This is a genomic window from Frigoribacterium sp. CFBP9030 (assembly GCF_034045195.1).
GTDB lineage: Bacteria > Actinomycetota > Actinomycetes > Actinomycetales > Microbacteriaceae > Frigoribacterium.
The window spans coordinates 1-20720 of the sequence record NZ_JAXCWG010000019.1; the positions used below are offsets into that span (position 1 = coordinate 1).

The 20720-nt window shown below is 68.4% G+C and carries 18 protein-coding genes, 1 tRNA gene and 1 pseudogene; 9 read left to right on the top strand and 11 right to left on the bottom strand.

Going from position 1 to position 20720, the window contains the following annotated elements; genetic code table 11:
• The 5 genes from SOM13_RS14535 to SOM13_RS15395 form a co-directional block, all read left to right on the top strand.
• A partial coding sequence (locus SOM13_RS14535; RefSeq protein WP_320480122.1) for a BRCT domain-containing protein occupies positions 1 to 454 on the top strand: 454 nt, incomplete at its 5' end.
• Positions 455 to 535: 81 nt separating this feature from the next.
• A complete protein-coding gene (locus SOM13_RS14540) occupies positions 536 to 673 on the top strand; it encodes a hypothetical protein (RefSeq protein WP_320480123.1) in 138 nt (45 codons plus the stop codon).
• 71 nt (positions 674 to 744) lie between these two features.
• On the top strand, positions 745 to 1374 hold the full coding sequence (locus SOM13_RS14545; RefSeq protein ID WP_320480124.1) for a hypothetical protein: 630 nt from the start codon (positions 745 to 747) through the stop codon (positions 1372 to 1374).
• 21 nt (positions 1375 to 1395) lie between these two features.
• Positions 1396 to 2880, top strand: coding sequence for an AAA family ATPase (locus SOM13_RS14550; protein WP_320480125.1), 1485 nt, complete (start codon positions 1396 to 1398; stop codon positions 2878 to 2880).
• A gap of 229 nt (positions 2881 to 3109) precedes the next feature.
• Positions 3110 to 3745 (top strand): HNH endonuclease, encoded by a 636-nt coding sequence (locus SOM13_RS15395; RefSeq protein WP_414655529.1) that lies wholly within the window; start codon positions 3110 to 3112, stop codon positions 3743 to 3745.
• A gap of 618 nt (positions 3746 to 4363) precedes the next feature.
• Here the strand turns inward: SOM13_RS15395 and SOM13_RS14555 are convergent.
• A tRNA-Pro gene (locus tag SOM13_RS14555) sits at positions 4364 to 4440 on the bottom strand.
• Between the two features lie 161 nt (positions 4441 to 4601).
• Between SOM13_RS14555 and SOM13_RS14560 the strand changes: the two genes are divergently transcribed.
• The 4 genes from SOM13_RS14560 (at position 4602) to SOM13_RS14575 (ending at position 8527) form a co-directional block, all read left to right on the top strand.
• Positions 4602 to 5531, top strand: a complete 930-nt coding sequence (locus SOM13_RS14560) for an HNH endonuclease signature motif containing protein (protein WP_320480126.1) — start codon at positions 4602 to 4604, stop codon at positions 5529 to 5531.
• 70 nt (positions 5532 to 5601) lie between these two features.
• Entirely contained in the window at positions 5602 to 6522 is a 921-nt protein-coding gene (locus tag SOM13_RS14565) for an ABC transporter ATP-binding protein (protein ID WP_320480127.1), read from the top strand.
• Positions 6523 to 6569: 47 nt separating this feature from the next.
• Positions 6570 to 7652 carry an aliphatic sulfonate ABC transporter substrate-binding protein gene (locus SOM13_RS14570; protein WP_320480128.1) on the top strand — a complete coding sequence of 361 codons (1083 nt, stop codon included), beginning with the start codon at positions 6570 to 6572 and terminating at the stop codon, positions 7650 to 7652.
• Positions 7649 to 8527: an ABC transporter permease gene (locus SOM13_RS14575; RefSeq protein WP_320480129.1), complete on the top strand. Its 879-nt coding sequence runs from the start codon at positions 7649 to 7651 to the stop codon at positions 8525 to 8527. The genes SOM13_RS14570 and SOM13_RS14575 overlap by 4 nt, the downstream gene beginning before the upstream one ends.
• A gap of 125 nt (positions 8528 to 8652) precedes the next feature.
• On the opposite strand, the gene SOM13_RS14580 is transcribed toward SOM13_RS14575, so the two are convergent.
• The 10 genes and pseudogenes from SOM13_RS14580 to SOM13_RS14625 form a co-directional block, all read right to left on the bottom strand.
• On the bottom strand, positions 8653 to 9216 hold the full coding sequence (locus tag SOM13_RS14580) for a hypothetical protein (RefSeq protein WP_243216188.1): 564 nt from the start codon (positions 9214 to 9216) through the stop codon (positions 8653 to 8655).
• Positions 9217 to 9311: 95 nt separating this feature from the next.
• A complete protein-coding gene (locus SOM13_RS14585; protein ID WP_320480130.1) occupies positions 9312 to 9842 on the bottom strand; it encodes a hypothetical protein in 531 nt (176 codons plus the stop codon).
• An 11-nt stretch (positions 9843 to 9853) separates the two neighbouring features.
• Positions 9854 to 11617 (bottom strand): hypothetical protein, encoded by a 1764-nt coding sequence (locus SOM13_RS14590; RefSeq protein ID WP_320480131.1) that lies wholly within the window; start codon positions 11615 to 11617, stop codon positions 9854 to 9856.
• A gap of 915 nt (positions 11618 to 12532) precedes the next feature.
• Positions 12533 to 13981, bottom strand: coding sequence for a ribosome biogenesis GTPase Der (gene der, locus SOM13_RS14595; RefSeq protein ID WP_371740743.1), 1449 nt, complete (start codon positions 13979 to 13981; stop codon positions 12533 to 12535).
• Positions 13982 to 14053: 72 nt separating this feature from the next.
• Positions 14054 to 14878: a (d)CMP kinase gene (gene cmk, locus SOM13_RS14600; protein WP_197981877.1), complete on the bottom strand. Its 825-nt coding sequence runs from the start codon at positions 14876 to 14878 to the stop codon at positions 14054 to 14056.
• Positions 14875 to 16011 (bottom strand): prephenate dehydrogenase, encoded by a 1137-nt coding sequence (locus SOM13_RS14605; protein ID WP_320480135.1) that lies wholly within the window; start codon positions 16009 to 16011, stop codon positions 14875 to 14877. Before SOM13_RS14605 ends, cmk begins: the two co-directional genes overlap by 4 nt.
• A gap of 1487 nt (positions 16012 to 17498) precedes the next feature.
• Positions 17499 to 18281: pseudogene (locus tag SOM13_RS14610) on the bottom strand (pseudouridine synthase); the annotation flags it as partial.
• The gene (gene scpB / locus SOM13_RS14615; RefSeq protein WP_320480132.1) at positions 18271 to 18906 is read right to left on the bottom strand and encodes an SMC-Scp complex subunit ScpB; all 636 of its coding nucleotides are present in this window, start codon (positions 18904 to 18906) and stop codon (positions 18271 to 18273) included. The gene scpB and the pseudogene SOM13_RS14610, both read right to left, overlap by 11 nt.
• Positions 18896 to 19738, bottom strand: coding sequence for a segregation and condensation protein A (locus SOM13_RS14620; protein ID WP_192060562.1), 843 nt, complete (start codon positions 19736 to 19738; stop codon positions 18896 to 18898). Before SOM13_RS14620 ends, scpB begins: the two co-directional genes overlap by 11 nt.
• Complete coding sequence (locus tag SOM13_RS14625; RefSeq protein ID WP_192060563.1) at positions 19722 to 20633, bottom strand: ParA family protein; 912 nt, start codon at positions 20631 to 20633, stop codon at positions 19722 to 19724. Before SOM13_RS14625 ends, SOM13_RS14620 begins: the two co-directional genes overlap by 17 nt.
• Positions 20634 to 20720: the final 87 nt, after the last annotated feature.

The window sequence follows — 20720 nt, forward strand, 5'->3', positions numbered from 1 at the left end:
GGCCATCGGCGTCACCCCGACCCGTCGTGTCGAACTCCACCACGAGTACTTCGACGGGATCGTCGATGCGGCGTGGGCGGACGGCGTGCTCACCCCGGCAGAGAAGGCCGACATCGAGGCCGTGGCCATCATGCTCGACATCGCTGCCGAGCCGCGCCGCGCAGCACTCGAGGCGCGGGCGGCCACAGCGATCGTGGCCGAGACGGTACCGATGTCACGCCTGGCACCCGGTGATCTGGTCGTGCTCACCGGCGAGATGTCCGAACCCCGCGATCGCATCGAGGCGCTCCTGCTCGCGCTGGGGGTCGTCGTGAAGGCCGGCATCACGAAGAAGACGTCCCTCCTGGTGGCCGCCGACCCCGACAGCCTCTCCGGCAAATCCCAGAAGGCCCGCCAGTACGGCATCCCGATCGTTGGCGAGGCCGAGCTGCGCGCCTTGCTGCAGTCCGCGTAGTGGTCCCAAGACCAGAGAGAGTGCCCCGACTACGACTCGTACCGTCGGTTCTGCCCACCACACACACCTCAGGAGTCACCGATGGATGAAGCGTTCGACGATGAGATCGAGATCATTCGAGACGACGACGGGATGGCCGTCATCGGAAGTGACGCCGCCGTACAGAGTTTCCTCGAGTCAGAAGGGCTGGTGCCAGGGACCTCGGGCTCGATCGACTGAAGCCTGTCCTGAGGGGCGCTGCGGCGGCAGCGCAGACCGGGTCGCAGATCGCGGGCTCCTCAGGGCGATGGGTGAAACTGACCAAAGAGTCGGCGCAGGCGATGAATCGCTTCCCTCTCATGAAGGGGTCGCAGGCGGGCTTGAGCCGCGGGGTCCTGACCGACAACGGCAAGATCACTGGACTCGTCCAATTCGCGGCGGGGAAGGGCACGCTCGTGGCCAACCCGGCGATCCTGGCGGGCGTGGGCGGAATCATGGCGCAGGCCGCTATGCAACAGGCTATGGACGAGATCACCGACTACCTCGCCGTCATCGACGCGAAAGTCGACGACATCCTCCGCGCGCAGAAGGACGCTGTCCTCGCGGACATGATCGGAGTGGATCTCGTCATCGCGGAGGCGATGACCGTCAGCGGCAGCGTCGGGCGGGTCTCCGAGATCACCTGGTCGAAGGTTCAGGCGACGTCTATCACCGTCGCTTGGACTCAGGCCTACGCCTTGCGCCAGCTCGACGCCCTCGCGGAGAAGCTCGAAGGCACCACGAAGATCGGGGACCTCGCCGACCTGTCAAAGAAGGTCGAGACGCAGGTTCACGACTGGCTGGCAGTCCTGGCCCGGTGCTTCCAACTCCAGGACGCCCTCTGCATACTCGAACTGGACCGCGCGCACAACACCCAAATACTCAATCAGCTACGTTTATAATGGCCCTCAAAGGATGATCTCTTGAATGCACCGCGATTCATTGTAGCCCAAAAGGGCAGTCGGCCTGATAAGACTGCAGGCATTTTTACACTCGTGATAGACCTGTGGGATGACTATCATTTTAAGACTCTTTTTACGCTGCACTATGGCCTGGGAGACGAATCGAAGGAAGTGGGTGCCGTAAAGATCGCGTCACTGGGGATGGTCGAGTACGATGCGCACACGACAATCCCCTCGCGATTCTCTCTGTTAGAAGAACCGTTTTTCTCACTCGGGCAAGATCGCGAGTACTACGAAACACTCATGAACCTGCCCGGCGGTGTCGGGCCCATCGCGCTCCGGTCTCTGCGAGACGTGGCACGGGATGCTTCGCTCCTTGACCAAGTAAAGAACGAGGAGGTACTGTCCACGTCTCTGCTGCGTAGCATTCCCCTGCAAACGGTTGCGACGCAATTTCGCCGAATAATTGAGGGACATGCCGCATTAACCCCCTTCAACTTTAGCTACTTGCGCCCGCCGTGCGCAGATACAACTCCGCCGCTATCCTTAAACTTCGACGTAGTGCCCGACTCCACTCCGCCCACAAATTTGCATGTCATGATTGGTGCGAACGGAGTCGGAAAGTCGAGAATGCTACGAGATTTTCTTCTCACTGCAAGCGGAGCCAAGGCAGCCCTCGGCAGCTTTCGAGACGAACTTAAGTCAGCCCGACTGGATTCAACCCAAATGCCGTTTGTAAACGTCGTCAATGTTTCATTTTCGGCTTTCGACTGGGGGCATGTAGCAACACCCGAACCGTCAGAATTCTTGACCGTGCATGCTGTTGGATTGTCAGGGCTAGCGAGTGGCGATCTCGTCGACCAATTCACTGAAAGTCTTCGTGTTTGCGCCGAAGGACGTAAACGAGGCCGCTGGCTTGCTGCTATCGCTACGCTCGCGCGTGCGGACGGGATATTGGCTGAAGCCGCGCTTGACGAGCTTCTTGGTTCAGGGAAGAAAAACGGCATGTCGGCCAGCGCAGGCAGAGTTTTTGAGGAGATGAGTTCAGGACACAAAATTGCTGTTTTGACAGTAACGCGTCTTGTAGAGCTAGTCGAAGAGCGCTCCTTGATACTCCTGGATGAGCCCGAAACTCATCTGCATCCCCCGCTACTTTCCGCCCTGACGCGAGCCATCTCCGATCTCGTTATCGATCGGAACGGCGTTGCCATCGTTGCAACACACTCGCCAGTCGTCCTCCAGGAGGTGCCTCGTTCCTGCGTGTGGACCCTGCAACGCAGCGGGGATGATCTAAGAGCGTTTAGACTTCAAACAGAAACTTTTGGTGAATCAGTATCCCGCTTGACCTCTGAGGTGTTTCATCTCGACGTCAATCGAACTGGATTTAATCAAGTACTGCGCGAGTTGCTTACTCAGAATGCAGGTTCAGCGGAACTAGTGATGAGCGAGCTCAGTGACCAACTTGGCAGTGAAGGCCGGTTCGTATTGAGCTCACTAGAACAGTAATAGCAGGGAAAATCACATGTACAGCCTGAGCCTGCCGGCAGCGACTGCATCATATGCGTATGGAGCGACAGTCGCTACCATCAAAGACAAGACTCGACGCGCGTCGTTCATGGCCGCTGCATCGACCGTACAAGCACGCTGTGATTCTTTCGATTTACTAGGCGCAAGCTCAACCTTTCACCAGGCCGTCGGTAGCACCTACGTCATCGGAGGGCTCAGTGCAGACGCGATGACTGAGCTTTACGACGTCCAATTCACGAAACGCGTGGGGACTAGGGACATTCGAGACGGCATCAAAAATGCAGCACCGAATGAACTTTGTCCATATTGCGGTGAGGGGCGTGTAACGGAGCTAGATCACTATCTGCCGAAATCTCTCTTCGCCGGGACAACCGTGCATCCTGCAAATTTAGTTCCTTCATGTCACGACTGTAATTTCGAAAAGAAGGCATACCAGCCAGGCCTCACGAACCCGGCAGTGTTACACCCGTATTTTGACACTGCCTTCACAACCAATTGGCTGGCTGCGTCAGTTTCGGAGAGCAGCCTCCACCTACCTACTGTCAAATTTACAGTCAAACATTTTGGCTCGGATCCTGACCTTGAGGCCCGACTTAATGCTCACATGGACGTTTTCGCTTTGCGAAGGCGATTCAGCGTATGGGCGGCGCAGTCCTTGACGAACTTCGAAGGATATTTACGCACGGCTCACGGTAGATCAATGACGCTTAATGCGGCTCGCGACCACCTCGAACGCACCGCCTTGCAGCAGTCCGGTGAGCGTGCGAACTCATGGGAAGGTGCGGCCCACGAGGCAATGCGAGCAAGTGATTGGTATCTTTCGGGGCACCTTGGTCTTTCGTGAGCCTCAATTCAGAGGTTAGTTAGGCTCACCGCACAGGCACATAAGTTCTTACCGGCCGAGGCCTTTCTGCGCACCAAAGGAGAGTTAACGAGGTGAGTTTGGAAAGCAAAGTCACAACTCTGATATAAGATGCATGTGCATAAACGCAAGGTTTTAGGCGAAAGGATTAGATGCCCTTGCCTACCTAGCGATACCGTGGCGAACTCGGTTCGAAGCTTTAAAGGGTCCCCAAGTTGTATGGTGCGGCCACCGTAGAAGCAGGGCATCGAACCCCATGTAGCTTGACGCGCGGTAGAGAGGCGTCCGTGTCGATGGCCTTGCAATATGCATGGTCGTCACGACCCACGCGTCGGTGAGACGGAGAACCTTGGTCACGAGTTCGACGCTGGCATTGTTCTTCATCTCCCCTGCCACCGTACGTTGGCGTAAATGCAGGGCCACTCCGTCTCCCGATCCCCAGGCACCCGCAGAAATCGGCACGACACGTTCGCCCGTGGCCAGCTGCGTGCGCAGCTTTCGCGTCCCAGGGCCGCGCGCCGTGGGCCCCACGAACACGTCCGCGTCCTTACCTGACGATCACAAGCAAAAGGGCCGCCCGAGGGCGACCCTTTTGCTAATTGGTCGGGCTGACAGGATTTGAACCTGCGACCCCTTGACCCCCAGTCAAGTGCGCTACCAAGCTGCGCCACAGCCCGAGAAAACCGTTGCACTGCAACCGGATCCTTGGTGTTGCCCCGACCGAGGCAACTCAACGAGCATAGCGGATCTCAGGGCGTGCTGCGTCCACCTCGAGCCGCGCCAGTCCGCCTCGAGACGGCCGGGTGTGGCAAGTACTCAGATCTCGCATACATGAGACATGATCTTCTTCGTGGGGATCGCGGAGTGGACGCAGGGCGAGCATCGGCGACGCCTCGAGCTCTGGAGCACCCTCACCGAGACAGGCACCGCCGAGGGGCTCACCCCCTCGGCCATCCGCGACATGCGCCTCTACGCCGGGCAGGCCGGCATCTTCTTCGACGGGGACGGCAGCTGGAACACCGGCGGCCCGGGCCGCGTCGCACTTACCCTGAAGCTCACCGACAAGACCTACGCCGACAACGCGACCGACGACCAGCTCGACTACCACTACCCGAGCACTGACCGGCACCCCAGCTTCGACCGCAACGAGATCGCCTCCGTCAAACGCGCCCAGGGCCTGGGCCTCCCCCTGTTCATCACCAGCCCCAACCGCCTCCAGAAGTCCCGCACCGACGTCCGTCTCGGCTACGTCGACGACTACCGCGACGACGAAGCCATGTTCTTCGTCACCTTCGTCGAATCCGTCCTCCCCCTCGCCACCCCCGACGAGCTTCCCGCCACCGACGACGACATCGACCTCTTCGGCGGCCTTCCCGAGCAGACCCTCCGCCTCGTCCAGCAGCGCACCCAGCAACGCCGCTTCATGATCGACGTCCTGAACCGCTACGGCGAGAAGTGCGCCCTCTGCGACATCACCACCCCGCGCCTCATCCAGGGCGCTCACCTCATCCCGAAGAGCATCGGCGGCGTCGACGACGCCGTCAACGGCCTCCCCCTCTGCCTGAACCACCACACCGCCTTCGACGCCTTCCTCCTCCGCATCGCCCCCGACGGCAGCGGCATCACCTACGCGCCCGGAGTCTCGAAGTCCCTCCTCCAGGTCACCCACGACGACCTGACGCACCTGCCGGCGAAGCCGTCCGCCAAGGCGCTGAGCCGCTTCTACCGCACCGACGCCGCCAAAGCAGCCTTCGCCACCTGGGCCTGACCAGCCCCGAGTGTTGCGCCGGGTTACAGCCCCCGCGCGCGCAACACGACGTCGCACCTACCGTCAGGGCATGCCCACCACCGCGACCACCGCCTCCCGCGCCCTGCCGATCTCGGTCCGCGGTGTCGGGCGACGGTTCGCGCGCGACGTGCTCCGCGGGGTCGACCTCGAGGTGGCGGCCGGCGAGATCGTCGCCGTGCTCGGGCCGAGCGGCTGCGGCAAGTCGACGCTGCTGCGCCAGATCGGCGGACTCGACGTGCCTGACAGCGGCAGCGTCGTCATCGGCGACTCCCCCAGCCGGCCCGCCGACCAGCGGTGCGCGATCGCGTTCCAGGAGCCACGCCTCCTGCCCTGGCGCACCCTCCGCGACAACGTCGCCCTCGGCCTCCCCAAGCGCAAGACCGACGGCAGCAAGCCCACGAAAGACGAGAACCGAGCCCGCATCACCGAGCTGCTCGACCTCGTCCAGCTCGGCAGCGTAGGAGGGCACCGCCCCCGCCAGGTCTCCGGAGGCATGGCACAGCGCACCTCCCTCGCCCGCGCCCTGGCCCGCGAACCGACCATCCTGCTGCTCGACGAGCCGTTCGGAGCCCTCGACGCCCTCACCCGCCTCCGCATGCAGGACCTCCTGCTCGATGTGCACGACGCGCTGCCGACCACCGTCGTGCTCGTCACCCACGACGTCGACGAGGCCCTCTACCTCGCCGACCGCATCGTCCTCCTCGACGACCTCGCCGCGGCCGACGCCACCCCCGACCGCCCCCGAGGAGGCGCGGTGCCAGCCCCCGACACCGCCCACCCCACCAGCCGAGGAGGCGCGGTGCCAAATCCCGAGGCAGCCCACCCCACCAGCATCCGCCGCATAGTCGACGTCCCCGGAGCCGGCCTCGGCCGCCGCGATCGCGACGACCCCGCCCTCGCCACCCTCCGCCACGACCTGCTCGCCGAGCTCGGAGTAGTCCGCACCCCCCGCGCCACTCCCGCCCCCTAGACCATCCCCACGAACCGCACCGCCCCCGACAGCACGGAGACGACACGATGACGACCCGCACCTCCCCCACCCGCCGGACCCGCACCTCCTGGGCCGGCGCCCTCGCCCTCACCGCCGCGACCGCGCTCGCCCTCACCGGCTGCGTCGCCGGCGAAGATGCCCAGGGCGACGCGGCCGGCGCGGGCACCGGCTCCGACGACACCGCCGCAGGCAGCAGCACCAGCGGCGAGTGGTCCACCGACACCCTGAACATCGACTTCGCGACCTACAACCCCCTCAGCCTGATCGTCAAAGACCAGGGCTTCATCGAAGAGGCGCTGGGCGACGACGTCGAGGTCACCTGGACCCAGTCGGCCGGCAGCAACAAGGCCAACGAGCTGCTGCGCGCCGGAGCCGTCGACGTCGCCTCCACCGCCGGCTCCGCCGCCCTGCTCGCCCGCTCGAACGGCTCACCCATCCACACGATCGACATCTACTCGCAGCCCGAGTGGTCGGCTCTCGTCGTCCCCGAAGACAGCGACATCACCGACGTCGACGACCTCGAGGGCAAGACGATCGCGGCCACGACCGGCACCGACCCCTACTTCTTCCTGCTGCAGGCACTCGACGAGGCCGGGCTCAGCGCCGACGACGTCACCATCGAGAACCTCCAGCACGCCGACGGACGCGCCGCCCTCGAGAACGGCAGCGTCGACGCCTGGTCGGGCCTCGACCCGATCATGGCCGCGAGCGAGGCCGAGTCGAACACGAAGCTGATCTACCGCAACGTCGACTTCAACACGTACGGGTTCCTCAACGCGACCGAGTCGTTCATCGACGAGTCGCCCGACGTCGCCCAGGTCGTCGTCGACGCCTACGAGAAGGCCCGCGCCTGGGCGGAGGACAACCCCGACGAGACCGCGAGCATCCTCGCCGACGTCGCCGGCATCGACCCCGCCGTCGCCACCAGCGTGCTCGAGCGCACCCACTTCGACGTCGAGCCCGTGCCCGGTGACGACCAGCGCGCCGTCCTCGAGGTCGTCGCGCCGATCCTCGTCGAGACCGGAGACGTCGCCTCGCAGGACACCGTCGACGACGCCCTCGACTCGCTCTTCGAGCCCTCCTTCGCCGAGGAGGCCGACCCGTCGTGACCGATCTCGTCTCCGGCAGCACCCGCGAGGCCGACGCCCGTCAGGCCGTCCGCGACGCGACCGTCCCTCCGACCGCAGGGGTCCCCGAGGAGGCGCGGCGCACCTCCTCGACCCCCTCCCGTCGCCGACGCCTCCCCCTGGCACTGCTCGGGGTGCTGTTGCCCGTCGCCGTGCTCGCCGCCTGGCTCCTCGCCACCAGCGTCGGAGGCGTGCCGAGCTATCGCGTGCCGTCGCCGCTCGACGTCTGGACGGCCGGCGTGCAGCTCGCCGGCACCGGGCAGCTCGGGCAGTACGTCGCGATCTCGGTGCAGCGGGTGCTGATCGGCTTTGCCGTGGGCTCGCTGATCGGACTCGTGCTCGGCGCCGTCGTGGGTCTGTCCCGGGTCGGCGAGGCCGTGCTGGCGCCGTCGATCGCGGCCGTGCGCGCCGTGCCGTCGCTCGCGTGGGTGCCGCTGCTCATCCTGTACCTCGGTATCGGCGAGGACTCGAAGGTGACGCTGATCGCGATCGGCGCGGCGTTCCCGGTGTTCACGACCGTCGCCGGGTCGCTGCGGCACGTCGACCCGCACCTCGTCGAGGCGGGGCGGGCCTACGGGCTGCGTCGGGTGTCGTTGTTCACGCGGGTGCAGCTGCCGGCGGTGATCCCGTCGCTGGTGTCGGGGCTGCGGCTCGCGCTCGCGCAGGCGTGGCTGTTCCTGGTCGCGGCGGAGCTGATCGCGTCGTCGATGGGGCTCGGGTTCCTGCTGACGGAGTCGCAGTCGAACGGTCGCGTCGACCGCATCTACCTGGCGATCCTGCTGCTGGCTCTGCTCGGGACGCTGAGCGACACCGTGCTGAACGTGGTGCAGCGAGTGGCGCTGCGCCGCTGGCGCTAGCCGCCCCGCTCGCGCCAGCAGACCCGCTCGGCCGCCTCATGAACCGCGTTCGCGAAGATGAACCGCGATCTATCGCAGCTCATCTTCGCGAACGCGGTTCATCGGAGCACGAGCGCCCAGCGCGGTCATCGCCTCGACGATGCCGCGGGCCGCACCGGCTTGGGGAACGCGGCGCGCATGTGGTCGCTCGTCAGCAGGTCGCCGATGCCGATCATGAGCAGCGAGAACACGATCTGCTCGACGACCATCCAGCCGGGGTAGAGCCCGGGGATGGTCGCGACGATCAAGGTGACGATCGGGAAGATGCGGCTGAAGAGCCTGAGTCGTGCGTACGCCCAGTAGTAGCCGAGCTGGGCGCGCCAGGCGAAGACGTAGAGCGAGGCGGTGATGAACAGGACGACGGTCGACCGGAACCACACCGCCCAGGGGACGTGCTCGCCCCGGCTGGCGAGGACCGCCGCGATGAAGATCGCGGTCAACCCGACGACCGTCTCGCCGAACAGCAGCCACCGGATGCCCCCGAAGCTGCGGACGGTGCGCGGGTGCTCGCGCATGTCCTCGTGGATGACGTAGCCCGCGTGCCGCCCGCCCGCGAACCGGTCGAGCTGCAGCCGCTGCCACACCCGGTCGGCGGCCGCCGACAGCCCGGTCACCGAGGAGGCGCGGTGCCACAGCCCAGCGCCCGTCACCTTCGCATCTCGCCCACGCGTCTCACGAGAGACAATGCTGCCCTACCCGCGCCCTCCCCGCGCTCCGACTGCTCGGGATCGGCGGTGGATCACGCTCAATAGCTCGGCCCTCGGACCTCGCCGGGCTCGATGTCCGCGCTCGGCGACATGCTGGAGAGGTGCGCCGATCGACGGTCCAGGGCCATGGACAAGAGATACACGGAGCCTCCCGGGCCGGTGATCACCAGCTGCGGGGAGCCGTCGGGCATCTCATCGCGTTCGGCGGTCCAGCCGTCACACCCTCCCCAGTCCTCGACCGCCGTCTCGAAGTACGGCTCGGCGTCGACAGGCCCGGTGAAGACGATGTCCAGGTGCCCGGCCCAGTGATGGGTCCCGTCAGAGGAGGTGAGGATGCTGCCCTTCGGGTTCTGCACCACCGACGCGACGAGGGGCTGCGGAATGACCTTCGCCACCTCCAGAGCCGTCTCCTGCGTCTGTTCCTTCGCCTCCGCCAGGGCGACTCCTGCGATCGGCTCCGTCATCTCGACCTGCTCCGTCATCTCCACCTGCTCCTTCTGCTCCTCCTTCTCCGTCGAACATCCGCAGATGACGAGAGCTGCAGCGAGAACGACCGACGGCACGAACACGGACGTCAGTCTCACCGCGTCACCAGCCGTTCGATCCGCTCGAGTGCTTGCAGATTCCGGGCATTGTTCTGCGCGATGAGCGAGTGGTTCTCGACCAGGATCTCCATCTTCCGTTCGAGTGACGTCGTCAGAGCGAGTTCCGCATCATGCGGACCCTTCAGGAGTCCCTCGTTGTCGAACGCCCAGTGGTTGCTAGGGTTCCTGCCGCTCCACACCTGACCCGACCACTGCGCGACCTGCAGGAAGTCGAGGTAGCGGTAGTCCGTGTAGGTCGTCCCCTCGCGGGGCTGCCAGGTGCTCGGCATGCCCGCGCCGGCCAGGGACACGACATGGTCGTAGTGAGCACCCGCCACCTCCGACGACGTCACGTTCGCCAGGCCCCAGCTGTGCCCGATGCCCGCCTCGCTGACGAGCGCGGGGTGGTAGGACTGCCGGAGTCCGTTCTGCAAGCCGACGAGCCGGGCGGCCGTGGGCTCTGCCAGGACCGGCACATTCGCCTCGGGGATCGTCTGCGGGAATCGCCCGTCTTTCGCGACGAACGTGACCGTGCGTCCGTCACGCGCCGCGAACCAGTCCCCCACCTGTTGCACGCCTCGTGGCTCTCGATAGAACGAGTCCAGCGTCGTCCCGGTGCCTGGCACGTAGGTGATGATCGTCGTCGTCTCGGGGCCGAACTCGCCGATCATCTCGATGATCCGATCGGCGGCCGGGTCGAAAAGATACAGCTGCACGGTGGGAGGCTCGGCGACGGCCCCCTCGAGATAGGCCCGCTCTCGCGTCATCGCCGCGATCTCGTCGGCGGTGAACCGGGCGCCAGGTGGCCCCCCGGAGGCCATCATCGCCTCGAGCTCGTCGCGACGACGTCCGGCGTTCACCCGGTTCGCGAGCACCCGCGCCGACGGCGGCAGACCATCGAGCGACCCGACCACCATGGGCGCCCCCACCACCAGCGCCGCCTGCTCAGGGCTCAGCCCGTCGTCGTCGATCGGCCCTGTGCGACCCAGCTCGTCCCACCACGCTCGCACCCGCTCGGGGTCGGCCCGGAACGCCTTGTCGACCAGCTCGGGGTGGTCGTCGAGCAGCAGCCCGAGATCCGTCCGTGACAGCCCACCCAGCAGCGCCAGCAGCTGCTCGGCCGACGGGGTCGCGACCGCCGCCTCGCCGATCGCCCGCAGTCGACCGATCGCGACCGGGTCCGTCAGCTCGTCGATGCATCGACGATCGGCCGCCGCCCGCTCGTGCTCCAGCTCGTCGACGGCACGCTCGACGGCGCGCAGCTCGCCCTGGTCGTCGTCGATATGGCGCTGCAGCGTCGACCTCTCGCCCGCCCGGAAGTCGACCGCCGCCGCGACCCCGGTCGGATCCGCCACCGCCAGCTCGGCTGCCTCGCGCGTGATCGCCTCGACCCGCGCCTCCCCCAGCATCAGCGACGTGTGCGCCTTCGTGCGCCGCGCCTCCAACGCCCGCAGCCGGTCTTGGATCGCCTCGACCGCACGCGCGTAGACCCGCAGAGTCGACGCGTGCTGCTCGAGCCCGGCGGCCAGCGCCGTCAACTCGGCGGCGACGTCGGCGGTCGCCGCCGCGAACTCCCGCCCCGAACGCCCCTGCCACGAACCGGCCGCCCACGACGCCGCCTCTCTCAGCTGGAAGGCGGCCAGCTCGTGGTCGTCGGCCTTCTGCGATCGCGCTCGTGCGGCCCGCTCGATCGCCTCCACCGATCCCGACCCCGGACCGGCACCCGATCCCGTCCCGCCGAGAACCCCCGTCGCGGTCATGGACGGCCCCCCGCCGCAGCCCCGGCCCCGGTCCCGGCCCCAGTGAAGGCCCCAGCCCCGACCCCAGTCTCGGCCCCGGTGAAGGCCCCCGAGCCCGAGCCAGCCTCAACCCCGGTCCCGGCCCCAGCCCTGGCGCCAGCAGCAGCCGCAGCCCCAGCGCCAGCGCCAGCCGCAGCCCCAGCGCCAGCCCCAGCCCCAGCCCCAGCCCCAGCCCCAGCCGCGACCCTCGACGAGACGTCGCGAACCGCACCCCCACCCGCCGACACCCCCGTCGCGAGTGCCGAGTCGGTGCGCCCGACCTCACGCACGAACGCCGCGGGGAACAGACTCAGGCGCTCGAGCACCCCACCCAGGAACTCGACACGACGACGGAGCTGCCGCGTCGTCTCGTCGAGCGCCTCGGCCACCCGGGCGGCCCCCACCGCGTCGGACGACCCTCGGGTCAGAGCCGCGTCGAACCCGATGTCTCCCCGCGCCCCCGACACGGCCGATGCCACCCCCGACAACGCCGACTCGTCGACCTGCAGATCCGCCACTCGCTCCCTCTTCCACCTCGCCCCACGGCTTCGCATACCGTACGTGATTCACATCACACTAGCAAGGTGAACGAGGGGGTCAGGACATCGTGGAGACGCCCTGCCCGGCCGACGCCTGTGGAGGGAGGGTCGATCACGGCCCAGGAGGCGCGGTGCGAGATCGGCCCGGCATCCCTCGAGTCCGCAGATCGCCGCACTCTCACCGCCACCGACTCGACACCCCGCCACCAGATCAGATGGCGGGGTGTCGACAAGGTGGGGGCGTATCACCGACGCCCAGCCCCACACCGCCGCAGCCCCACAACGCCAGAAGGTGGACACGGCACCAGGCTAAAACCCGGCGTCGTGTCCACCTTCTGGCGTCGAGCGCCCAGCCCGACTACGCGCGCTTGCGCTTCTCGCGCACGCGCATGTTCACGGTGATCGGCGTCCCCTCGAAGCCGAAGATCTCGCGCAGGCGGCGCGTGATGAAGCGGCGGTACTGCGGGTCGAGGAACCCGGTCGTGAAGAGCACGAAGGTCGGCGGGCGGTTGGCCGCCTGGGTGCCGAACAGGATGCGCGGCTGCTTGCCCGAGCGCAGCGGGTGCGGGTGCTCGGCGACGAGCTCGGCGAGCAGGGCGTTGAACTTCCCGGTGGGGATGCGGGTGTCCCACGACTCGAGGGCGAGCTCGAGCGCGGGCACGAGCTTCTCGAGGTGGCGACCGGTGCGGGCCGAGATGTTGACGCGCGGCGCCCACGACACGTGATCCAGGTCTTGTTCGATCTCGCGCTCGAGGTAGCGGCGACGGTCGTCGTCCAGGAGGTCCCACTTGTTGAACGCGAGCACGAGCGCGCGGCCCGACTCGAGCACCAGGTCGATGATCCGCAGGTCTTGAGTCGAGATCGACTCGGTGACGTCGATGACGACGACGGCCACCTCCGCCTTCTCCAGCGCGGCCGACGTGCGGAGCGACGCGTAGAAGTCGGCGCCCTGCTGGAGGTGCACGCGCTTGCGGATGCCGGCGGTGTCGACGAAGGTCCACACGCGCCCGGCGATCTCGACCTGCTCGTCGACGGGGTCGCGGGTCGTGCCCGCGAGCTCGTTGACGACGACGCGCTCTTCGCCGGCCGCCTTGTTCAGCAGCGAGCTCTTGCCGACGTTCGGGCGACCGAGGATAGCGACGCGGCGGGGCCCGCCGATCTCCTCCTTCGCCACGGTCGACACCGCGGGCAGCTTCGTCATGCAGAGGTCGAGCAGGTCGGCGACGTTGCGACCGTGCACCGCCGAGGCGGGGAACGGCTCGCCGAGACCGAGCGACCAGAGCGATGCGGCCTCGAGGTCCTTGCGGGCGTCGTCGCTCTTGTTGGCGACGAGGATGACGGGCTTGTGCGAGGCGCGCAGCATGCGCACGACGGCCTCGTCGGTGGCGGTCGCTCCGACGTTCACGTCGACGACGAACAGCACGGCGTCGGCCAGGTCGACGGCGATCTCGGCCTGCATGGCGACGGACTTGTCGATGCCGATGGCGTCGGGCTCCCACCCGCCGGTGTCGACGAGGGTGAAGCGACGCCCGCCCCACTCGGCCTTGTACGAGACGCGGTCGCGCGTGACGCCGGGCTTGTCTTCGACGACGGCCTCGCGCCTCCCGAGGATCCGGTTGACCATGGCGCTCTTGCCGACGTTCGGGCGACCGACGATGGCGAGCACCGGCAGGGCCGGGGCGTAGGTGAGGGCGTCAGGGTCCCATTCGCCGCCCTCGAGGACGTTGACGTCTTCTTCGTCGAGGTCGTAGTCGGCCAGGCCGGCGCGCAGTGCGCGAGCGCGCTGGTCGGCGTCTTCGTCGGGCATCGCCTGGATGCGGCCGACCATCTGCTCGTCGAGCTCGGGGTACTTGTCGTCGTCTGCCATGGTGATTCCTTATTAAGAGGGGGTGCTCGCTCGCACGAGCCCGACCACGGCGTTCACCGTCTGGTCGAAGTCGAGATGGGTGGAGTCGACGGTCGACACGCCGGGGGCGGCGGTCATGAAGTCGACGACCTTGCTGTCAAGCCGGTCACGGTTCGACAGCTGCCGAGCTGTCTCATCGGCACTCTGCCCGGTGACCTCGGCGGAACGCCTGGCCATTCTAGCCTCTTCGGTCGCCGTCAGCAGGATCCGCACCTGGGCATCGGGTGCGACGACGGTCGTGATGTCGCGCCCCTCGGTCACGATGCCGGGCTTCTCGGTCGACGCGATGATGCGGCGGAAGAGGTCGACCATGTACCGACGCACCTCCGGCAGCTTCGCGACGTGGCTCACGGCGGTGGTGACCCGCGGGGTCCGGATCTCGTCCGTCACGTCGCGACCGTCGATCGTCACCGAGGAGGCGCGGGCCGGGTCGATCGTGATGTCGTACCGGAACGAGGGCAGCACCCCGATGATCGCCTCGGCGTCGTCGAGGTCGACGCCGCTGTCGAGGGCGTGCAGGGCGAAGGCCCGGTAGGCGGCCCCTGTGTCTTGGTAGTCGAACCCGAGGGCCGACGCGGAGGCGCGGCTCACGCTCGACTTCCCGCTGCCGGCCGGGCCGTCGACGGCCACCACGAGGTGACGGTGCACGGCCTCGGCGGTCTCGTCGCGCAGCTCGGCGGTGTGGGCCTCGCCGGCCGGCCCGCCCACGCCGTGCTCGCCGGGCGAGCGCTCGACGTCGAGGGCCGGGTCGACGGCGGGGTCGACGCCCGGGTCGACGGTGGGCTCGGTGCCGCTCATGCGAACGCCCCCGCGATGGTCCAGCCGCGCCGTTCGAGTTCGGCGACGAGTCGTTGTTCTTGGTCGGGCACGATGGCCACCTCCGCGAGTCCTACCGGGGCGCCGGGCGAGTGCTCCAGGCGCAGGTCTTCCAGGTTGACGCCGATCTCACCGATCTCGGTGAGCAGCCGGGCGAGCTGCCCCGGGGTGTCGTCGACGAGCACGATCACCGAGCTGAACTGGGTCGTCGAGCCGTGCTTGCCGGGCAGGCGCGAGACTCCCCCGTTGCCGGCGCCGATCGCCTCGGCCACGGCCCGGCGTGCGCCGGGCGCCTCGGGGGCGGCGAGCGCGCCGATGACCCCGTCGAGGTCGACGCGCAGGGCGCGCAGCACCTCGACGACGCGCGAGGCGTTCGCCCCGAGGATCTGCACCCAGAGCGCCGGATCGCTGGCGGCGATGCGGGTGACGTCGCGCACGCCCTGGCCGGCGAGGTCGAGCGACGAGTCGGGGGCGTCGGCGAGTCGGCTGGCCATGAGGCTGGCGACGACCTGGGGCACGTGGCTGACGAGCGCGACGCCGGCGTCGTGCTCGTCGGGGGTCATCTCGATCGGGGTGGCCCCGAGATCGAGGGCGAGGTCTTCCACGGCCGCGGCGCGTCGGTAGGTGATGTCGTCGTGCCCGGCGATGACCCACGGGCGGCCGATGAAGAGGTCGGCGCGGGCCGAGACGGCTCCGCCCCGTTCGCGACCGGCCATGGGGTGCGAACCGATGTAGCGCGAGACGTCGGCCCCGAGTGCTCGCAGCTCGACCAGGGGCGCGACCTTGACCGACGCGACGTCGGTGACCAGCGCCTCCGGGAACCTCTCGAGCTCGGTCGCGACGATGGTCGCGGTGACGTCGGGCGGCACGGCGACGACGACCAGCGTCGGCCGGTCGTCGTTCGCGGGTGCGCGACCCGCGCCGTAGTCGATGGCGAGGCTGCGGGCGGCCGGCGAGACGTCGTCGAGGATGACGTCGACGCCGTGCTGCCTGAGCCGCAGCCCGATGCTCGTGCCGAGCAGGCCGGAGCCCACGATCCGCACCTGACCGGCCAACCGTCGGCTGCCGTCGGCGAGGTCGTGGGCGTCTGCCTGCTCGTCGGTCTGTTCGTCGATGCCGACCGCGTCAGCCGAGGAGGCGCGGGTCGGCTCGGTCACGACCGGCCACCCCCGCGAGGACCACGCCCTCCGTCGTCGCCACGGGGCTTGTACGGACGGTCGCCGCCGCGCGACCCGCCGCGACGGTCGTCGCCGCCGCGGTCGTCACGAGCGGGACCGCCACGCGAGCCGCCACGGTCGTCGCGTCCCTGGTAGCCGCCGCGGTCGGCGCCACGGTCGTTGCGACCCTGGTAGCCGCCACGGTCTCCGCCGCGCTGCTCGCCACCACGGTCGTTCCGACCCTGGTAGCCGCCGCGCTCGGAGGAGCCGCCGTCGCGTCCCTGGTATCCACCACGGTCGTTGCGACCCTGGTAACCGCCACGGTCTCCACCGCGCTGCTCGCCACCACGGTCGCTGCGACCCTGGTAACCGCCGCGCTCGGCACCACGGTCGTCACGACCCTGGTAGCCACCGCGCTCGGCACCGCGGTCGTCGCGGCCCTGGTAACCGCCGCGGTCGCCGCTGCGGTCCTCACGGCCGCCACGACCCGGGCCGCCGGCGCGGACACCGGAGGGACGCCCGGTGCGGGGGTCTCGGTTCTGGTCGCGGTTCGGGTAGCCCGCCGCACGCTCTTCGCCGGGGCTCAGCGGACGGTCGCCGCCGCGAGCTCCGGGCCCGCCACGGTCGTCACGCGAGACGAAGCCGCCGCGCCCGGGTCGGCCGCCACGGTCGTCGCGCGACACGAAGCCGCCGCGATCCGGGCGTCCGCCGCCGTCCGGGCGTCCGCCACGCTCGGGGCGCCCACCACGGTCGTCACGGCTGTACCCACCGCGCTCGGGCCGGGCACCACGGTCGTCGCGGTCGTAGCCGCCACGCTCGGGTCGGCCACCACGGTCGTCACGGTTGTAGCCACCGCGCTCGGGGCGCGCACCGCGGTCATCACGGTTGTAGCCTCCACGCTCGGGCCGCGCACCGCGGTCATCGCGGTTGTAGCCACCACGCTCAGGTCGCGCACCGCGGTCGTCACGGGCGGATCCACCCTGCGCCGCGCCTCCTCGGCTGCTGCTGTAACCACCGCGGTCGTCACGGGAGCCGTAGCCGCGGTCGTCACGAGCCGGGCGGGCGCCACGGTCGTCACGCGAGCCGTAACCGCGGTCGTCACGAGCCGGCCGAGCCCCACGTTCGTCACGCGAGCCGTACCCACCACGGTCGTCACGAGCCGGTCGGGCCCCGCCGGCACCGCGGTCGTCGCGCGTCTCGCGGCGGCCGGCCTGCTGGCGGCGCACCTCCGAGCGTCGTGACGTGGCGGCACCGGTGTCGCCCTTGAAGCCCGACGGGCCTCGGCGGCGCTTGGCGTCGCGGGCGTCGGTCGCGGGGTCGAACTCCTCGTCGTCCTCGTCGTAGAACTCCTTCTCGACCTCGTCGTCGTCGAGGGCGACCTCGACCACGTCGGCCTCGACGACAGGCGCATCGGCGCTCTCGGTCACCGGGGCGGCGTCGACCCTGGGCGAGGGCGTCGCGTCGCGCGCGATCGTGAGGATCGCCCCGAGCTCGGCCTTGTTCAGCGTGCGCATGTGGCCGACCTTCAGCGTGCCGAGGTGCAGCGGCCCGAACGAGCGGCGCACGAGGTCGATGACGGGGTGGCCCACGGCCTCGAGCATGCGGCGGACGACGCGGTTGCGACCCGAGTGCAGCGTGATCTCGATCAGCGACGAGTCGTTCGAGCGCGACAGCCCCGCGCCGCCGCCGACGAGCGCGGCCTTGTCGGCGGAGATGGGGCCGTCGTCGAGCTCGACGCCCGACAGCAGCTGGGCGATGACGTTGGGCGTGATGACGCCGCGCACCTTCGCGATGTAGGTCTTGGTGACACCGAACGAGGGGTGCGCCAGCACGTGGGCCAGCTCGCCGTCGTTGGTCAGCAGCAGCAGACCCGAGGTCTCGACGTCGAGGCGGCCGACGTTGAAGAGGCGCTCTTCGAACTCGTTGGTGAACTGACGGAGGTCGGGTCGCTCGTTCTCGTCGCTCAGCGTGCTGACCACGCCGACGGGCTTGTTCAGCATGACGTAGCGGCGCGTCGTGTCGAGCTGCACGGCGCTGCCGTCGACGACGACCTTGTCTTTGTCGGGGTCGATGCGTCGACCGGCCTCGGTGACGACCTTGCCGTTGACCGTGACCCGGCCGGCGGCGATCAGGTCTTCGGAGACGCGACGCGAGGCCACGCCCGCCGCGGCCATGACCTTCTGCAGGCGCTCGCCCGAGGGCAGCTCGGACTCGTTCTCAGGCGACATCGTCGAACCCTTCTTGACCGTCGGAGAGCAGCGGGGAGATGAGCGGCAGCTCATCGAGTGAATTGAGGCCGAGATGGGTCAACAGGAGTTCCGTCGTTTCGTAGGTGATGGCTCCGGTCTCGGAGTCGGTGGCCGACTCGGTGATGAGACCGCGCCCGAGCAGCGTGCGTACGACCGAGTCGACGTTCACCGCGCGGATCTGCGCGATGCTGCTGCGGGTGATGGGTTGCTTGTAGGCGATGACCGCCAGCGTCTCGAGAGCCGCCTGCGACAGTCTGGACGGGTTCTGCGTCAGCACGAAATCGCGGACGACCGGGTCGAACTCGGGGCGGACGTAGAATCGCCAGCCGCCGCCCACCTCGCGCAGCTCGAATCCGCGCCGCGTGCCGCCGTCGGCGCCGTCGAAGTCCGCCACGAGCGACTCGACGGCCTGGCGCACCGCCGCCGTCGGAGCACCCACCGCGGTCGCGAGCGACACGAGCGACTGCGGCTCGTCGGCCACCATCAGGATCGCCTCGAGCGAGCGGGCGATCGCCTGCCCCGACACGGCGCCCTGCCCCGATGAGGCGCGGGTCCCCGAGGAGGCGCGGGTCGCCTCGCGAGTGCCGGTCGCCTCAGTCGTCATAGTCGGCCCCCAGGCTGTCGAGAGCCTCGTCGTTCCAGTCGAGCGCCGTCCATCGGACGCTGAGCTCGCCGAGCGGCTCGATCTGCTCGAACGAGATGACGGCGTGCCGGTAGAGCTCGAGCAGTGCCAGGAACCTCGCGACGACGACGCCGCGCTCGTCGACGCCCGATACGAGCTCGCGGAAGGTCAGGGTGCCGCGGTCTCGCAGCATCGAGACGACGACGGCCGCCTGCTCGCGGATGCTGACGAGCGGGGCGTGCAGGTGGTCGAGCCCGACCGTCGGCAGCTCGCGCGGGGCGAGCGCGAGGGTCGCGAGGGCGGCGAAGTCGTCGGGGCTGAGCGTCCAGACGAGCTCGGGGGTCGTCACCCGGTACTTCTGCTCGAGCCGCACCGATCGAGCGTGCCGGGCCGCTTCGGCCGTGCCGTGCTCGCCGAACCACTCGGCGGCCTGCTTGAACGCCCGGTACTGCAGCAGCCGGGCGAAGAGCAGGTCGCGCGCCTCGAGCAGCGCGACGTCTTCGGCGTCGACGAGTTCGCCCTGAGGCAGCAGACCGGCGACCTTGAGATCGAGCAGGGTCGCGGCGACGACGATGAACTCGCTCGCCTGATCGAGGTTCTCGCCGGTGTCGACCGTCTTGAGGTACGAGATGAACTCGTCGGTGACGGCGCTCAGCGCGACCTCGGTGACGTCCATCTCACGTCTGCCGATCAGCGTCAGCAGCAGATCGAACGGGCCGCTGAAGTTCGACAGCGTGACCGCGAACCCGGTGCCGACGGCATCGGGGGCGGAGAGGGCGTCGGTGACGACGCTGGCGTCAGGCCGCGGCACCACGCGCGATCAGCTCTCGGGCCAACTGCCGGTAGGCCTGGGCCGCCGGGTGCTCGGGGGCGAACTGGGTGATGGGGGTGCCGGCCACGGACGCGTCGGGGAACTTCACGGTGCGGCCGATGACGGTCTCGAGCACCTCGTCGCCGAACGCCTCGACCACGCGCTCGAGCACCTCGCGGCTGTGCAGCGTGCGCGAGTCGAACATGGTGGGCAGGATGCCGTCGAGCGTGATGGCGGGGTTGAGACGGTCGCGGACCTTCTCGATCGTCTCGACCAGCAGGGCCACACCGCGCAGGGCGAAGAACTCGCATTCGAGCGGGATGAGCACGCCGTGCGCGGCGGTCAGCGCGTTGACGGTCAGCAGACCGAGCGAGGGCTGGCAGTCGATCAGGATGACGTCGTACTCGTCGCTGACCTGACGGATGATGCGGGCCAGGATCTGCTCGCGGGCGACCTCGTTGACCAGGTGCACCTCGGCGGCAGAGAGGTCGATGTTCGCCGGCATGACGTCGAGGTTCTCGACTCGGGTGGGGACGATGACCGCGTGCGCGTCGCGCTCGGTGCCGATCATCAGGTCGTAGACCGTGGCCTGGTCGTGGGCCTGGACGCCGAGCCCCGCGGTGAGGGCGCCCTGGGGGTCGAAGTCGATGGCGAGCACGCGACGGCCGTATTCGGCGAACGAGGCGCCGAGGTTGATGGTCGTCGTGGTCTTGCCGACACCGCCCTTCTGGTTGCAGAGGGTGATGATGCGCGCCGGGCCGTGACCGTCGAGACGCTCGGGGACGGCGAACTCGGTGCGAGGGCGACCGGTGGGGCCGTTGACCGGCCCGGTCGACGCCGGGGTCGACGGAGCGGCCTCGAAGAGGGCGGGTGTGCTCGATGTCGGCTTGGTGCTCACACGACGATGGTAACGGCGACCCCCGACACCGGCGGTCTGCCGCGCCCGACCCGAGGGCGAAGAAGGTTCATGCCTTGCCTGAGGGTT

Excerpts from the sequence above, each read along its gene's own strand:
- SOM13_RS14540 (WP_320480123.1), top strand. The coding sequence starts at position 536 with ATGGATGAAGCGTTCGACGATGAGATCGAGATCATTCGAGACGACGAC.
- SOM13_RS15395 (WP_414655529.1), top strand. The coding sequence starts at position 3,110 with ATGACTGAGCTTTACGACGTCCAATTCACGAAACGCGTGGGGACTAGG.
- SOM13_RS14560 (WP_320480126.1), top strand. The coding sequence starts at position 4,602 with ATGATCTTCTTCGTGGGGATCGCGGAGTGGACGCAGGGCGAGCATCGG.
- SOM13_RS14565 (WP_320480127.1), top strand. The coding sequence starts at position 5,602 with ATGCCCACCACCGCGACCACCGCCTCCCGCGCCCTGCCGATCTCGGTC.
- SOM13_RS14570 (WP_320480128.1), top strand. The coding sequence starts at position 6,570 with ATGACGACCCGCACCTCCCCCACCCGCCGGACCCGCACCTCCTGGGCC.
- SOM13_RS14590 (WP_320480131.1), bottom strand. The coding sequence starts at position 11,617 with ATGACCGCGACGGGGGTTCTCGGCGGGACGGGATCGGGTGCCGGTCCG.
- der (WP_371740743.1), bottom strand. The coding sequence starts at position 13,981 with ATGCCCGACGAAGACGCCGACCAGCGCGCTCGCGCACTGCGCGCCGGC.
- cmk (WP_197981877.1), bottom strand. The coding sequence starts at position 14,878 with ATGAGCGGCACCGAGCCCACCGTCGACCCGGGCGTCGACCCCGCCGTC.
- scpB (WP_320480132.1), bottom strand. The coding sequence starts at position 18,906 with ATGACGACTGAGGCGACCGGCACTCGCGAGGCGACCCGCGCCTCCTCG.